This is a genomic window from Pseudomonas sp., from assembly GCF_050739935.1.
Taxonomy (GTDB): Bacteria; Pseudomonadota; Gammaproteobacteria; order Pseudomonadales; family Pseudomonadaceae; genus Aquipseudomonas.
On the sequence record NZ_JBOICF010000010.1, the window covers coordinates 14346 to 29006 of the forward strand.

Consider the following 14661-nt stretch of genomic DNA (forward strand, 5'->3'; position numbering starts at 1 on the left):
ACGCAAGCGGGGCGTCTGCCGGGTGAGAGGTATGAACGATGACATCTCTACAACAGCCTGCTGTCACCACTCTGGAACTGGTCCTACGCCGTGTGACGCTAGAGGCTAAAGGCATTAACTCTTACGAGTTGGTTGATCCGAAGGGCCTGGAATTGCCGCCATTCACTGCCGGTTCACACATCGACATCCATCTCCCCAACGGCTTGGTGCGGCAATACTCCCTGAGTAATTCCCCTCGGGAACAGCATCGTTACGTCATTGGTGTGTTGCGCGATCCCAATGGCAGTGGCGGCTCTGCTGCCATGCATCAACTGCATGTTGGGGAGCGGGTGCGCGTGAGTGTCCCACGAAACAATTTTGAGCTTCATCCTGGAGCCGACAAGTCGATCTTGCTGGCCGGTGGCATTGGCGTAACTCCAATGAAATCGATGATGCACGCGTTGCAGGAACAGGGCGCCGAATATGAGCTTCACTACTGCTGCAAGGGCCCGGAATTCGCCGCGTTTTCCGAAGAAATGCAGGCTCTGATCAAGCAAGGGAGGGTGCACTTGCATTTCGATGGTGGCGATCCATCCCAGAGCTTCGATATCAAAACCTTTCTGAAAGACGCTCCTGACGGCTGCCATGTCTACTACTGTGGCCCGGGCGGATTCATGGAGGCCTGCAAAAACGCCGCCGCGCATTGGCCGAGCGGAACCGTTCACTTCGAACACTTCAAGGCGCCGGTCAAACCTGCTGCGCCTTCGACTTCTAGTCCGGATCTGGCTGAGGGGTTCGTCGCCAAAATCGCCAGCAGCGGCGAAGAGATCCTGGTGAAGCCTGAAGAGAGCCTGGCGCAAGTGCTTCAGGACGCCGGATACCCGGTAGAGACCTCGTGCCAGTCTGGCCTGTGCGGTACTTGCAAGGTGCGGTATCTGGAAGGCGAGGTTGACCATCAGGACTACATTCTTGACGACGCCGAGAAAGGTCAGTACCTCACTACCTGCGTGTCGCGAGCTAAGTCAAAGTTTCTGGTGCTCGACCTGTAAGGTCAGGTGGAAACTCATGAATCTGAGAAGACTTGAAAGCTTTCTCGCGACGGCCGACACGGGCTCAGTGTCAGCCGCTGCCAGGAAACTGGGGATTGGTCAGCCTGCTGTCAGCAAGCATCTGATCGCTCTGGAGAAGGATTTTGGCGTTGACCTCTTCACTCGCAAGTCCGACCCGGCAGGCCTTACTGTCGCAGGCCAGCGACTGCTGCCGATCGCGCGTGAAATCGTCCAGTCATTGATCAACGCTCAAACGTTATTACGACGTTATAAATGAAGCGTCTTACCGTCTTACCGTTGCCAGGTAAGTTTTGCCCCGGCCGATAAACTGGCCGGGGTTTTTTTACCTGCGGCGTGTTGGATGCAGCAGTGAACCCGGTCGTCATGCTCAAGATCTATATCGCCGGTTATCTCCACCGCAGTCGACGTTGCAGAAACTCACTCCAACGCCACCCAGTGGTCGGTCGCCACTGCGGCAAACCGCTGGGCAGGTGCCACGAAACCGGCCTGCTTGATCGGGTCGGGACGCTCCAGCTCCTTAAGCAGACTTTTGAAGTCGCGGCGCCGATCGACTTGAGGCACGGGCACGGCGGCGAGCAGGCGCCGGGTGTAAGGGTGCTGCGGATTGTGCAGCACCTGGTCACGCGCACCGATCTCGACGATGCGGCCACCGTACATCACCGCCACCCGGTGGCAGATGCGTTCCACTACGGCCATGTCGTGGGAGATGAACAGGTAACTCAACCCATGCTCGGCGCGCAGTCGCTCCAGCAGGTCCAGCACCTGGGCCTGGACCGAAACATCCAGCGCCGACACTGACTCATCGGCAATGATGACTTTTGGATTGAGCGCCAGCGCGCGGGCAATGCAGATTCGTTGGCGCTGACCACCGGAAAACTGATGGGGATAGCGCTCCATGGCCTCGCGCGGCAAGTCCACCTGTTGCAACAGTTGCGCGACACGCTCGCGGCGCTCGGACTCGGCCATGCGATCGTGGATCAGTAGCGGCTCGCCCACCAGATCGAAGATGGTCTTGCGCGGGTTAAGCGCAGCGTAGGGGTCCTGAAACACCATCTGCACGTCACGTCGCACTCGTTGCAGCGCATCGCCCTGCAGCCCGTTGAGTTCTTGGCCCAGCAGCTTGACGCTGCCTTGATAACTCAGCATGTTCATCAACGCCTTGCCGGTGGTTGATTTCCCGCAACCGCTTTCGCCCACCAGTCCCAGCGTTTCGCCCTCACGCAACTCGAAGCTCACGCCTTCCACCGCATGCACCGTGCGCGGGGTTTCGAACCAGCCGTGGCGCAAGGCAAACCGCACGCTCAAGTCCTGCACCGTCAGCACCACCGGTTGCTCATTCATTACCGCCGGGGGCGGGGCAGTACCGAGGACGGGCACGGCGGCCAATAGTTTGCGGGTGTAGGGTGCCTGGGCGTTGGTGAACACTTGATGCAGACTGCCGCGCTCTTCCATGCGGCCCTGATTCATCACCACCACCTCGTCCGCCATTTCGGCGACCACGCCCATGTCGTGGGTGATCAGTAACAGGCTGGTCGCGAACTGCTGCTGCAACTCGCGCATCAGTTCCAGAATTTGCGCCTGAATGGTCACGTCCAGTGCGGTGGTCGGTTCATCGGCGATCAGCACCTGCGGCTGGCACAGCATGGCCATCGCGATCATCACCCGCTGGCGCATGCCGCCGGACAACTCATGGGGATACTGCGTCAGGCGCTTGTCGACCTGGGGCATGCGCACGGCGTCGAGCATGGCCCGGCAGCGCTGACGTACTTCATCGCGGCTCAAGGCCTCGTGGCGGCGCAGCGTTTCGGCCAATTGCTGGCCCACGGTCAGCAGCGGGTTGAGGGAGGTCATCGGCTCCTGAAAGATCATGCCAATACGCTTGCCGCGCAGACGTTGCAATTCACGTTCGGGCTGACTCAGCAGGTCGCGACCATCGAACAGAATGACGCCACTCGGGACACTGGCAGCCTTGGGCAGCAGACCCATGATGGCCAGCGACGACAGCGATTTGCCGCTGCCCGATTCGCCTGCAATGCACAGGGTTCGGCCCGGATGCAGCGCGAAGCTCAGCTCATCGACCACTCGACGGCGCGAGGCACCACCGCCGACATCAATGCTCAGCCGTTCCACCGACAGGCTGGGCTGATCGTTTTTCGTCACTGGAACACCACCTTGGGAAAGTAGAACGACACGACCCAGTTCGGCAGGTCGACGATCTCGCTGATACGCAGATCGCCGCACACCGAGCACAGCATGTAAGCCTGCTCGGCGGGCATGCCGTGCTCGCGGCACAACCAATCGATGGTGTTGGCAACGGCCTGGCGCGCGGCCTGCATCAGGTCCGGACCGATGCCCGTAAAGGCTTCGTAGCCGGCGCTGTCCAGATGACGGGTGACCGGCCCAGGGGTGCTGAAGCGCGGCGTAGCCAGCGGCGTCTGCTTGATCAGGTCAAGCTTGACCACCACGTCCATGGCGCTCTCTATCGCGGTGCCACAGACCTCGCCATCGCCTTGTGCGGCGTGGGTGTCGCCGATGGAAAACAGCGCGCCTGCGACTTCCACCGGCAGGTACAACACGCTGCCTGCGGCCAGGTCGCGAATATCGAGGTTACCGCCCACTCGCCGTGGCGGCACGATCGAATGCAGCCCGGCTTCGGCGGGCGCCACGCCAATGGTGCCGGCAAACGGCTTGAGCGGCACTTTGGCGAAGTCACCGAAGGCGGCGGGCGCGAGCGACTGCGTATCGTAATGCCACAGCGCCAGGGCAGGGGCCTGGAACTGATCGGCCAGCAGGCCGAAGCCGGGGATGTTCGCGGTCCAGCCGAAGCCGCCCGGCGTGAAGCTGTCCAGGGTGATTTTGAGCACATCGCCAGGCTCGGCGCCCTCGATGTAGATCGGCCCGGTCACGGGGTTGATCTGGTCGAAGGGCATCACGCTGACGTCGGCCACCTGCGACTGTGCAGTGAAGTAGCCGTTGGACGAATCCCGGCAGTTCATCTGCAGGGTGGTGCCGGGCGCAACACGCTCGGCAGGGGTGAAGCTGTGGTCCCAGCCGAAGTGACTGTTGACGCTGTGAATCGTCTTGACCAGGCAGTTCTGGCACATGGGCGAATTCCTCGTTGCAATGGGATCGATGGCCGGTGTCGCGACGGTTACGCGACACAGGTCAGGGCGTGTTACTTCACCCAGATGTAGTCATAGTTGACCGGCACATGAACCGGGTCGACGTACAGCGCATCGTCGCCACCCATGCGCTTGGAACGCACGGTGAAGCGTTGCTCGTTGAAGATTGGCACCCACGGCGCATCGGCCATGGCATCGGTGAAGATCTTCTTCCAGGCTTCGGTACGCGCCGCCTGTTGCTCCGGCGCGGCCATTGCATCGGCCTTGGCGGCACGTTCATCCAGCGCCTTGTTGCAGTACAGCGCCCAGTTCCAGCCGCCTTCCACTGCACCGGTACAACCAAGAATCGGCCCGTAGAAGTTCGACGGATCCGGGAAGTCGGCGATCCACGCCATCCCACCGGACCACACCATCGGCGCCTGATCCTTGGAGCTGCCAGCGGCGATCACGTTGGCCTGGGCCAGCGATTTGATCTGCACGCGCACGCCGACCTTGGCCAGGTCCTGCTGGATCGACTGGGCGATGCGCGGCTGAGGATCGGTGTTCATCACGTACAGTTCGGTGTCGAAACCCTTGGCCAGACCTGCATCGGCGAGCAGCTTTTTAGCCCCTTCGACATCGTACGGCAGACCTTTGTATTGCGTGTCATAGCCTGGCATCGCCGGTGGCAGGGGCTGATTGGCGGGCACGGCGCGGCCATTGATGATGCGCACGATGCGCTCTTTGCTGATGGCCATGTTGATGGCCTGCCGGACCTTGAGGTTGTCGAACGGGGGCAGGGTGGTTTTCAACGTCACGTAGCCGGTCTGCAGCTGGTTGCCGGTGACCAGCAACTGTTTGGATGCCGGGTCGTTCTTGAACTGCAGAAACTGCGCGGGCGGTACACCGTCGCCGGCGATGTCGACTTCCCCTTTGTTCAGCCGCAGCAGCGCAACGGTCGGGTCCTGGCCGATTTCGAAGGTGATTTTGTCGACGTAGGGCAGGCCCTTCTGAAAGTAGTTTGGGTTTTTCACCAGCTCGAGTTTTTGCCCCAGCTTCCATTCGGCCAGGCTGAACGCGCCGCTGCCCATCGGGTGTTTGCCGAAGTCGGCGCCCCATTGCTCCACTGCTTCTTTGGGCACGACCGAGGCGAAGTTGATCGCCATGATGTGCAGGAAGGTGGCATTCGGCGCGCTGAGGGTGATCGTCAGGTGCTGATCGTCGATGACCTTGATCCCGCTCAGGGTCTGCGACTTGCCCGCGGTCATGTCGTCATAGCCGACGATCGAACTGAAGAACCCGGCGCCGGGGCTCTGCGTCTTGGGATTGACGGTGCGCTCCAGCGAGTACTTGACGTCCTCCGCCACCAATTCCCGACCGTTCTGAAACTTCACCCCTTTGACCAGCGTGAAGCTGTAGACCGTGCCGTCCGCCGACACGCTGTAGTCCTGGGCCAGGCTTTTGACCAGTTCGGTGGTGCCTGGCTTGTAGTCCATCAGCCGAGCGAACAGGCTCTTGATCATCGACCAGTTCTGCCAGTCGTAGCCGATCGCCGGGTCCAGCGTCGCGACATCGTTCTGGTAGGTCACCACCACATTGCCGCCGCTCTTGGGCGTCTCGGCCCACAGCGGCGTAGTGAACAGCGTGGCCGCCACGGCCAGGGTCAGCGCTTTGATCTTCATTCTTGTACCCCGTTATGTTGATGAATTCAGTGCTGCTTGATGTCGATGCGCGGGTCCACGAGCGGTATCACCAGATCCGCCAGCAGGTTGCCCAGAACGATGGCCACCGCCGAGAGCGTGGTTACGCCGACGATCACCGGAATGTCGACTTGCTGGATGGACTGCCAGGCCAGTTGACCGATGCCAGGCCAGCCGAAGACCGACTCGACCACCACCAGCCCGCCCATGAACACGCCGATGTCGATGCCGATCATGGGGATCACCGGAACGATGGCGTTGGGCAGCACGTGCACAAAGATCACCCGGGCGCGGCTCAGACCCTTGGCCCGGGCGGTGCGGATGAAATCCTGATGCAGCACTTCGATCATCGAGGAGCGCACCATGCGCGAATACCAACCGCTGCCGAGCAGGCCCAGGGTCAGCGCCGGCAGCATCAGATGACTCGCACCGCCATAGCCGCCCAGCGGGAACCAGCCCAATTGCACCGCGAAGAAATACAGGAACAACATGGCGGCGATGAATTGCGGTGCCGACACGCCAACGAAGGAAAACGCCATCAGCAATTTGTCAGCGAAACTGTCGCGCTTGAGTGCGGCCAGCATGCCCAGGCTGATGCCGATCAACAGCTCGAAACCGATACCGGCCGCCATCAGCTCCAGAGAGGGCTGCAGGCGTGCGCCGATCAATTCGCTCACGTTGGTGCGCTGAATGTAGGAACGGCCCAGATCGCCCTGAAGCAGATGGCCCAGATAACCGACGTATTGTTGGTAGAACGGCTGATCCAGCCCCAGTTGCGCACGGATCGCCGCCACCACTTCAGGGGATGCGCTACGTCCGGCGATCTGTCGGGCAGGGTCGGCCGGCAGCAGGAACAGCAACAGGTAGGTGATGAACGTCACCCCGAGCAGTATCAGCAGGGCGTAGCCGACACGGCGGCAAATGAACGGCAGCATCAGCGGCGCCCCTTGAGTGTGGGGTCGAGTTCGTCGCGCAGGGCGTCGCCGACCAGGTTGAACGCCAGGGACAGCAGGATGATCGCCGCACCCGGAATGAACACCAGCCACGGCGCGGAAGTGAAGTACGTCTGGCTTTCGAAAATGATGTTGCCCCAGCTCGGCGTGGGGGGCTGCACGCCCACGCCCAGATACGACAGGGTGGCCTCCAGCAGCACGGTGGTGGAAATGCCCAGCGTCGCCCACACCAGAATCGTCGGCAGCAGGTGCGGCAGCAGATGCGAGAACAGGATGCGCAGTGAACTGGCACCCAGCGTACGCTCGACGGCGACGAAATCCCGGGCGCTGAGCGCGACGGTTTCGGCATGGATGACGCGGGCGATCTGCACCCAGTTGACCATGGCGATGACCATCGCGACGATCCATACGCTGGGCTGGAAGATCGCCGAGAGCGCAATCGCCAGCAGCAGAGCGGGGAAAGCCATCATCAGGTCGGTCAGGCGCATCAGCACGCTGCCGGTCCAGCCGCGTACGAAGCCTGCGGTGAGCCCCACCAGGGTGCCGATCAGGATCGCCAGACCGTTGGCCAGCACTCCGATGAACAACGAGGTACGCGCGCCGAAGATCAGCCGCGAGAGCAGGTCGCGGCCGAGCAGGTCAGTGCCCATCCAGTAAGGGCCGGCGGGGGCCAGGGGTGCGCCTTCCATCGACAGGCCTTCGACGAACTGTTCATCGGGGTCGAACGGACTGAGCCAGGGCGCCAGCGCCGCCAGTGCCACCACGGCAATGATGAATAGCAGCGCAAGCGCCACGGCCGGTCGGCGTAACAGCGCCTTGAGCGTGCTCATGCGCGGCCCTCGTCCCGCGTCGCAAGAATATCGACGCACAGCGCTTCGACGGGACGGTTGAGTTGCATCGACAGGCTGCGCAGGCGCTCGTAGGCGCTCGCCTCATCAATGCGCTGCGTCACCATCAGCCGCGCAAGTGCCTGTCCCAGCAAGGGGCGCAGGGCCAGGCGCTGCTGCAACGCGGCAAGCTGTTCGGCATCGGCCCGCTGTCGGTCACGCAGCCCGACCGCCATCATCAGCGTGGTGTACACTGAGCCCTGACTGATGGGTTTGTTGAGCAAAGCGGTGGCGCCAAGTTCCAGAGCGCGCTGGATTTGCGACAGCGTTTCGTGGGCAGTGAGCGCGACGATGGGAATGCCCGCAGCGTTGAGCGCCTGCACGGTCACGGGGCTGGCAAAATGTTCGATCTCGATGATGGCCGCGAAGCAACTGCGGGTGTCACACGGCGCGTCGCGATGCAGTGCCTGCGCCTGGATTCCCAGACGCTGCAGGCTTTTACCGAGGTTGGCCTGGCTACGCTCGTCGCAGTCGATCAACAGCAGGCAGCCTTGATCCAGGGCCGGAAATGCTCGTGCTTTCATTTGACGATCCTCAAGCGTGGCGCTGCGGGGGCGTGTCGGTCGACCACGCTGGCGCGTAGATCCGTAACGGTCAGATAAGGGTCGGCCGCCAGCGGCGCAGGGGCCGAATGCAGAATGTGGAAGCGCCCCTCGCGCAGCTCGGCGATATGGCTGGGCAGGGCGCTGTGGTGATTGCGCGTTGACAGGCTCAGCGAGCCGAGGATGCTGTCTACCGGATGGCTGAACAGGTGCTCGCAGACGGCTGTCGGCGAGCAATCCCCGCAGGCCCGCAAAGCCTCGGCGAACAGCCACAACGCCGAGTAGGCGCTGGTGTAGTAATGCGAGCATATGCGTGGGCCATGGCGCTGCTGCTGTTGGCAGAAAACTGGATTCAGGGCCTCGAAGAACGGCCCGCACGACAACAGGCGCAACGCATGCATCGGCCCTACGGCGTCGAGTTCGGCTTCGGTCAGGTTGCAACTGAGCACCGGCAGATGCAGGCCGTGCGCGGCGCAGGCGCGGTCCAGTTGTTGGAGGAAGGCGTAGGACGACTCGCCCACCAGATTGTTGAGCACGAACGACGGTCGTTCCTGCATGAGGGTTTCGATCAGCACTTCGAAGCCGGTCGCGCCCAAATGGCAGTATTTTTCGCTCAGGACATCGGCCCCGTTCGCTTCGAGCATCTCCCGCGCTATGCGGTTGCTCTCCCAGCCCCACACATAGTTGGAGCCGAGCAGGAAGGCCCGCCGTCCGAAGTGATTCAGGGCGTAGTGCAGCAAAGGCAGCAGCGTCTGATTGGGGCAGCCACCGAGATACAGCACGCTCTCACTGCTCTCGTAGCCTTCGTAGGGGCTGGAATACCAGAGCAACGCGCCGTGCTGCTCCAGGTCTGGAATGATCTCTTTGCGGCTCGCCGAAAGCGTGGTGCCGAAGATGTGCCTGACTCCGGCACCGAGCAACTGCACGATACCGCTACTATAGGCCGCCGGGTCGCCCTTGGGGTCGACGCAGATCGCCTCGAGGCGGAAACCGCAGCGCTCATCGGCGTTAATCTCGGCCAGCGCATCCTGCAGCCCATGCAGTGCGCTGGCGCCCATGCGCCGATAGGTGCCTTCGGTGGAGAGTAAGAAGCCGACGGAGACGGCAGGGCGTGCATCGAGCATGAATTTCATCCAAAAAAAAACCTGATCGACCCGGCAAAAGGTTGATCAGGCTTCGATACCTGGCGCACTCGAGGGCGCATGTGTGGGCGAGACTTAAGGAGCAGGCTCCGGCTTGCCATTATGGCAATACTCATGAAATAAGCGTGCCAACTGTAAAACCTGCTCCGGGTCGCGGTGTTCAGGTGCGTGTCAGGTTTTAAGTGCGCTGCGTTGGGGCGGATCTTCCCGCCGGGCCCCAAAGCGGAGCAGGGCAGGTAACAGTGACAACGTCACGACGCGCTTGAGTCAGGAAACCTTGATAACCACTTTGCCGAAGGCGCCTCGGGCCAAATGCTCGAACGCCTTGCGGGCGTCTTCGAACGAATAGGTCTGATCAATCACCGGGCGGATCTCGTGTTTGTTCAGGAATTCGTTCATACGATCAAACGCCGAGCGAGGCGCTACCGCGATGCCACGAATGGTGGTCTGACGGAAGATCAACGGCATCAGGCTAAGCGTGGTGGTCTGCCCGGTCAGAAAGCCGATTTGTGCGATCTTGCCGGCGGCCTTGGTTGCGAGGATGGACTGGTTCAAGCCTTCGCCACCGGCCACATCCAGAAGCAGGTCTACGCCTTTGCCATCGGTGAGTTTCAGAACTTCCTCTTCCCAGCGCGGCGAGGTCCGATAGTTGATGCCCGCCACTGCGCCGAGCTTTTTCACCGCCTCAAGATTGGCGTCGTTGCTGGAGGTGACGATCACCTTGGCGCCAAGCGCGGTGGCCAGCTGCACGGCGAAAATCGAGACACCGCCTGTACCCTGCACGAGAACGGTTTGGCCCGGTTGGATTTGGCCGTAGTCGACCAGTGAGTACCACGCGGTCAGCGCCGCAATCGGCAATGTGGCGGCTTCTTCGTCGGACATATTGGCTGGCGCACGCACAGCACTTTCTTCGTGAATGATCATGTACTCGGCCAGGCCGCCTGGCAGCGGCATGCCGAAGCAGTAGGCAGGCTCGTCCGGCGCTGGCTCACCCTCTATCCAACGCGAGTAGAGGTGCGAGTTCACACGGTCACCGACCTGGAATCGGCTTACGCCTTCACCCACGGCGACGACCGTGCCCGAGGCATCGCTGACCGGGATCAATGGTTTGGGCACCAGATCGGGTTCGTAGAAACCATCGACGATGGCTTTGTCGCGAAAATTCAGGGAAACCGCGCCGATCTTTACCAGCAGTTCGCCAGCCTTGGGTTCCGGCGTAGCTGTTTGGCCAAGGGCCAGGTTATCGAGACCGAAATCGTGCAGAAGCCAGGCTTTCATGTGTCTATCTCCAGTTGGATTAGTTACTGGTGACATTCTTCCCAAGCGCGGCTCGTCGATAAATGCCCAGGCCGGCACAGCATTGTTATTTTTGAAGGCAACAATCAGAGTAGGCGCTTGCACTTAAGCAGCAACAAAAAGCACAAGTGAGAAGGCGCGATGGAACTACTCCAGTCTATGCAGGTGTTCGCCAGATTGGCCGAACTGGGCAGCTTCACCCGCGTGGCGGACGCGATGCAGATCGGTCGCCCGCAGGTAACCCGTGCGATACAGGAGTTGGAAACCTCGCTTGGCGTACGTTTGTTTCAGCGCACCACCCGTTCGGTGAGACTCACCTCGGAAGGAGAGCAATTCTACGAGCGCGTCAAAACGATTCTCGGTGAGGTAGCGAATGCCACGGCGATGTTCGCGTCGCCACGTTCAAGCTTGCGTGGTCGATTACGGGTCGACATCCCTACCGCCTTTTCGCAGCCTGGGCTTATCGAAAGCTTGCGAGCGTTTACCAAACTCTTCCCTGCAATAGAACTGGCGCTGGGGGTGACCGATCGAACCGTCGATCTGGTCGCCGAGGGTGTGGACTGCGCGCTGCGCATCGGCGAGTTACCCAGTTCAAGCCTCATAGCCCGTCGCATCGGTATGGCGACCATGGTCACCTGCGCTGCGCCGCGATACCTGGAGGAACATGGCGAACCCAAGAGCCTGGAGGATCTAAGTGCGCACAGTGGCGTGACCTTTCTCTCAGGCCAGAATCAGCGCCCGCGGGCCTGGCGATTTATGGAAGGCGGTCGCGAGCAATCTCACGTCAGTCGCCAAGGCATCACCGTCAACGAGTCCAACGCCTATGTCGAGTGTGGCGTTGCGGGCTTCGGCATTCTCCAGGCCCCCGGCATAACGCTGGATCGTTTTCTGGCGGATGGAACGTTGGTTGAGGTGCTGCGCGCCTATCGTCCGCCTCCGAGACCCGTGTCAGTGCTGTATCCCAGCCGCTCGCATCTGGCGCCGCAGGTCGAGGTCTTTGTTGATTGGGTGAGCGAGGAATTCCCTAAACTCTATGGACGCTGGCTGGAGAGTTAGAACGTGCCTTGGAAGGTATTTTGGCAAGTGTCTACAAGGTAAAAGGAATCTCAAACAGCGACCGATGTTTCGTGCAGCACTTGGTCTAAAAATCGTGCACCGTCAATCAACTCTAGGGCAAGGCCTTGAGCTGATGCGGTCCTCACCACTTCTCGACCGCCAGCCTGAAATGTAGATGTTGTCCGATAGACGGAGCCTCTCCGACTTCGTGATGCACCCAGATGCTCATGAGATACCTAACTAACTATAAGTAGGTGCCACAAGAGGCGTGGGGGTTTTGCCACTTGCGTCACAGGATTCCGTATCCATGCATAACTCCTTAAGCAAGTTGAGTGTCACGACCGAGCACGAAATGAGTCGCGGGGGGAAGCGACAGAGCCTTGGCAGAGCTTAGAAAGACTTTGGCAGCGAGTCCATGGTCCGTTCGCTGGCGCTGCTGAATTGTAGAGTAGGGAACGTCTTTATATGGCGTTCAGCCTCGGCACTTCCGACACAATCGTGACCCAATACGAGGTGGCGCTTCAGAAGGTCCGAGGTGACGGCACCTATGACGCCATTATGAAAAAAAATGGCCAGCTGAAGCCGAACACCTCTTCGAGTAAGGCGGGAAGGGCCGCTTTGATATTGTGCCGCTGTTGATTTGACGAACGATGGAGTCCGCAGCTTTAAACCGTGGACAGACCCCTGAAGGTCTGCAGGATCGGCATGTGTGCCGGCCGCAATGGGGATTACTGGCGGTCCTATCTGACCCAACTTCCTTCACCGGGTTGTGTCTGACTGCTATGGGCATACTGTCCGCGCGGGGTTTCAATCAGAGGTTCACTATGAGCGGCCGTCGTTTGTGCAGATTTATGTCTATAACAGCTCTCCTGGTGATCCCCAGCGTAGCGCTGAGTGAGAATGCATGTGTTCACCTTACGGCAACCGGCAATGCCGAATACCCTCCCTATTTGTGGCGAGACCCGCACAATCCCAATCGACTCATTGGTGCCAATGCCGACTTGATCAAACATTTAGGCACGCTTCTGGGGTTACAAATCGAAGTCATTTACGCAGGGCCATGGTCACGAGCGCAGGAGCAGGTGAGATCGGGTCGGATTGATATGCTAGCCGGATATTTTCTTACTACAGATCGTGAGCGGACTTTGAATTTTGTGAAGCCACCGTTTCTTTTTACGTCAAGCATGATTTGGGTAAGGAAAAGCGAAACATTCCAGTATCGCGAATGGTCCGATTTGATCGGACGCAATGGCGGAACTTTGGTCGGCAACAGCTACGGTCAGGCATTTGACGATTACGCTAAGGCGAACCTGTCGCTTGAGGCTGTGCCTACGGCCAGCCAGGCGTTCCAAAAGCTCACACTCAAACGCAATGACTTTGTGATATTCGAGCAATTTCCAGGGATGGCGTTAACTAAAAAATTAGGGGTCGAGGCCGCAGTCGAGGCACTTGAACCGCCGATCAGTAGCGAGGGACTATATCTGGCGCTTTCACCCAATTCTCTATGCATCCATCAGTCATTACGAGATCAAATAACCGATGAGATGAAGAAAATAGTATCAAGTCCCCTGCCTCAAGCCCTTGTAAAGTCTAATTTGGAGCTTTGGAATTCACAGCAGCGGGATGGGTTAAATCCGTGAGATACGGGCCGATGCCAGAGAGATAAAAGTGGCTCATCCGATACGAATCACTCGCTGGAGCGGCTGTTCTGCCCTGGAGCGGTGGGGACGCCCGGATGAGAATGCACCTGCTGGCCGGTTGGATTTTTGATCTGGATGATGTTTCCGTATTGCCAGCCATTCGCTTTGGGATCGGGTGCGGGAGTTAGGATGTCTGCCCGTTGTGCTTTGATAGCAGCGGCATCGAGGTCTAGCCGTTGGTTGCGTTGCTCCAACATCGCTGGGTCCGACTGACCGTCTGCGGTGAAACCCATCATGAGTTGCGGCACGCCAAGCGGGAGCCGCTTGTCCTGATCGGTATGCCAGGTATGCCAAGTCTTCCCATAGGTATGTGCCAAGCGCTCCATTAGTGCGTGTTCGGCAGGCGCGGGAATTCCGGGCGCAACCAGTTGCCCGGATGACACCTCATAGCCGTGGCTGTGCCACATTGCTTTCTCGGTGTCAGGTAGAGAAGAGAATAATCGCTCGTCGATGATGTACTCGACACCCATGATCTTGGCGCTTTTAGTATTGCCGTCAAAGATCACACACTGGATGACATCGTCATTAAGGATGGAACAATAGTGGTGCGCTTCCATCTGCGCCCGTGGATGACCATTGTAGAAATGAAAGCCATCCAGGTAGGCATTAAGTGCATCCAGCGGCGGTTTCGCTTGAAGAGTCGCTGCGCCCGCTTCAAGAATTTTCGTGCCTGCCGATTCTGGCTTACCGGGGGCGTTTACGGGTGACTCGGTGGTGCCCGCGCATGCACATAGCATCCCGCACATAGCGGAAAGTGTTACCCGGTTTAAAAAATGATGAGGCATTACAGCGGATCCTTTGCTGTTGTAGAACTGACCGAAACGTGTTGCCGCTTCTCGTCTGTAGCTAAGTCCGACAGTTGCGGCCCCATTCAGGGCCGCAACCTTTCACCTTAATTAGCGGGGGTTTGGGCTGTCATCAAGCTCGGCATTGTCGACATCTACATCGGGCATCTCTTCTTGCAGAGGCGCCTCGTCATTCGTCTCCAGCGGAATCTGCCCCTCATTGTCTGGAAGCTCGTCCACACCGGGACTGTCACTTGGGTTCAGATCAGTGCGACCTGGAGATAGAGGATCGGTGGATTCCGGAGTTCGGTCACCACTGCCAGCGCCACCTTGAAGCCGTGTATCGATCATAAGTCCTCCTAACCAGCATTCTGCCGGTACGTGTCCATAGGAATCGCCTCACTCAGAGTTGTTCCAGGAGCAAGACTGACGGTAGCTGGCCGAGGTGCC

The 14661-nt window shown here is 59.7% G+C and carries 14 protein-coding genes; 4 read left to right on the forward strand and 10 right to left on the reverse strand.

Annotated elements, in window-relative coordinates; genetic code table 11:
* Window positions 1–38 precede the first annotated feature (38 nt).
* Window positions 39–1028, forward strand: a complete 990-nt coding sequence (locus tag ACRER8_RS00740; protein WP_431744463.1) for a PDR/VanB family oxidoreductase — start codon at window positions 39–41, stop codon at window positions 1026–1028.
* 16 nt (window positions 1029–1044) lie between these two features.
* Entirely contained in the window at window positions 1045–1305 is a 261-nt protein-coding gene (locus ACRER8_RS00745) for a LysR family transcriptional regulator (protein WP_431744464.1), read from the forward strand.
* Between the two features lie 161 nt (window positions 1306–1466).
* On the opposite strand, the gene ACRER8_RS00750 is transcribed toward ACRER8_RS00745, so the two are convergent.
* The 8 genes from ACRER8_RS00750 to ACRER8_RS00785 form a co-directional block, all read right to left on the reverse strand.
* A complete protein-coding gene (locus ACRER8_RS00750; RefSeq protein ID WP_431744465.1) occupies window positions 1467–3209 on the reverse strand; it encodes an ABC transporter ATP-binding protein in 1743 nt (580 codons plus the stop codon).
* Complete coding sequence (locus ACRER8_RS00755) at window positions 3206–4153, reverse strand: acetamidase/formamidase family protein (protein ID WP_431744466.1); 948 nt, start codon at window positions 4151–4153, stop codon at window positions 3206–3208. Before ACRER8_RS00755 ends, ACRER8_RS00750 begins: the two co-directional genes overlap by 4 nt.
* A gap of 71 nt (window positions 4154–4224) precedes the next feature.
* A complete protein-coding gene (locus ACRER8_RS00760; protein ID WP_431744467.1) occupies window positions 4225–5832 on the reverse strand; it encodes an ABC transporter substrate-binding protein in 1608 nt (535 codons plus the stop codon).
* A 26-nt stretch (window positions 5833–5858) separates the two neighbouring features.
* Window positions 5859–6785, reverse strand: a complete 927-nt coding sequence (locus tag ACRER8_RS00765) for an ABC transporter permease (RefSeq protein ID WP_431744468.1) — start codon at window positions 6783–6785, stop codon at window positions 5859–5861.
* Window positions 6785–7633 carry an ABC transporter permease gene (locus tag ACRER8_RS00770; RefSeq protein WP_431744469.1) on the reverse strand — a complete coding sequence of 283 codons (849 nt, stop codon included), beginning with the start codon at window positions 7631–7633 and terminating at the stop codon, window positions 6785–6787. Before ACRER8_RS00770 ends, ACRER8_RS00765 begins: the two co-directional genes overlap by 1 nt.
* On the reverse strand, window positions 7630–8214 hold the full coding sequence (locus ACRER8_RS00775) for an ANTAR domain-containing response regulator (RefSeq protein ID WP_431744470.1): 585 nt from the start codon (window positions 8212–8214) through the stop codon (window positions 7630–7632). The genes ACRER8_RS00770 and ACRER8_RS00775 overlap by 4 nt, the downstream gene beginning before the upstream one ends.
* Window positions 8211–9356 carry a transporter substrate-binding protein gene (locus ACRER8_RS00780; protein ID WP_431744471.1) on the reverse strand — a complete coding sequence of 382 codons (1146 nt, stop codon included), beginning with the start codon at window positions 9354–9356 and terminating at the stop codon, window positions 8211–8213. The genes ACRER8_RS00775 and ACRER8_RS00780 overlap by 4 nt, the downstream gene beginning before the upstream one ends.
* Before the next feature lie 285 nt (window positions 9357–9641).
* Window positions 9642–10652 carry a zinc-dependent alcohol dehydrogenase family protein gene (locus ACRER8_RS00785; RefSeq protein WP_431744472.1) on the reverse strand — a complete coding sequence of 337 codons (1011 nt, stop codon included), beginning with the start codon at window positions 10650–10652 and terminating at the stop codon, window positions 9642–9644.
* Between the two features lie 159 nt (window positions 10653–10811).
* Here ACRER8_RS00785 and ACRER8_RS00790 point away from each other — a divergent pair, with 159 nt between their 5' ends.
* Complete coding sequence (locus tag ACRER8_RS00790; RefSeq protein ID WP_431744473.1) at window positions 10812–11726, forward strand: LysR family transcriptional regulator; 915 nt, start codon at window positions 10812–10814, stop codon at window positions 11724–11726.
* An 824-nt stretch (window positions 11727–12550) separates the two neighbouring features.
* Window positions 12551–13366: a substrate-binding periplasmic protein gene (locus tag ACRER8_RS00795; RefSeq protein ID WP_431744474.1), complete on the forward strand. Its 816-nt coding sequence runs from the start codon at window positions 12551–12553 to the stop codon at window positions 13364–13366.
* A gap of 47 nt (window positions 13367–13413) precedes the next feature.
* Here ACRER8_RS00795 and ACRER8_RS00800 read toward each other — a convergent pair whose 3' ends face one another.
* Together ACRER8_RS00800 and ACRER8_RS00805 are read right to left on the reverse strand one after the other, a co-directional pair.
* The gene (locus ACRER8_RS00800) at window positions 13414–14211 is read right to left on the reverse strand and encodes an OBAP family protein (RefSeq protein ID WP_431744475.1); all 798 of its coding nucleotides are present in this window, start codon (window positions 14209–14211) and stop codon (window positions 13414–13416) included.
* Between the two features lie 111 nt (window positions 14212–14322).
* A complete protein-coding gene (locus ACRER8_RS00805; protein ID WP_431744476.1) occupies window positions 14323–14562 on the reverse strand; it encodes a hypothetical protein in 240 nt (79 codons plus the stop codon).
* Between the last annotated feature and the right edge of the window lie 99 nt (window positions 14563–14661).

Excerpts from the sequence above, each read along its gene's own strand:
- ACRER8_RS00765 (WP_431744468.1), bottom strand. The coding sequence starts at position 6,785 with ATGCTGCCGTTCATTTGCCGCCGTGTCGGCTACGCCCTGCTGATACTG.
- ACRER8_RS00780 (WP_431744471.1), bottom strand. The coding sequence starts at position 9,356 with ATGCTCGATGCACGCCCTGCCGTCTCCGTCGGCTTCTTACTCTCCACC.
- ACRER8_RS00790 (WP_431744473.1), top strand. The coding sequence starts at position 10,812 with ATGGAACTACTCCAGTCTATGCAGGTGTTCGCCAGATTGGCCGAACTG.
- ACRER8_RS00805 (WP_431744476.1), bottom strand. The coding sequence starts at position 14,562 with ATGATCGATACACGGCTTCAAGGTGGCGCTGGCAGTGGTGACCGAACT.
- ACRER8_RS00800 (WP_431744475.1), bottom strand. The coding sequence starts at position 14,211 with ATGCCTCATCATTTTTTAAACCGGGTAACACTTTCCGCTATGTGCGGG.
- ACRER8_RS00770 (WP_431744469.1), bottom strand. The coding sequence starts at position 7,633 with ATGAGCACGCTCAAGGCGCTGTTACGCCGACCGGCCGTGGCGCTTGCG.
- ACRER8_RS00775 (WP_431744470.1), bottom strand. The coding sequence starts at position 8,214 with ATGAAAGCACGAGCATTTCCGGCCCTGGATCAAGGCTGCCTGCTGTTG.
- ACRER8_RS00785 (WP_431744472.1), bottom strand. The coding sequence starts at position 10,652 with ATGAAAGCCTGGCTTCTGCACGATTTCGGTCTCGATAACCTGGCCCTT.
- ACRER8_RS00745 (WP_431744464.1), top strand. The coding sequence starts at position 1,045 with ATGAATCTGAGAAGACTTGAAAGCTTTCTCGCGACGGCCGACACGGGC.
- ACRER8_RS00740 (WP_431744463.1), top strand. The coding sequence starts at position 39 with ATGACATCTCTACAACAGCCTGCTGTCACCACTCTGGAACTGGTCCTA.
- ACRER8_RS00795 (WP_431744474.1), top strand. The coding sequence starts at position 12,551 with ATGAGCGGCCGTCGTTTGTGCAGATTTATGTCTATAACAGCTCTCCTG.
- ACRER8_RS00760 (WP_431744467.1), bottom strand. The coding sequence starts at position 5,832 with ATGAAGATCAAAGCGCTGACCCTGGCCGTGGCGGCCACGCTGTTCACT.
- ACRER8_RS00755 (WP_431744466.1), bottom strand. The coding sequence starts at position 4,153 with ATGTGCCAGAACTGCCTGGTCAAGACGATTCACAGCGTCAACAGTCAC.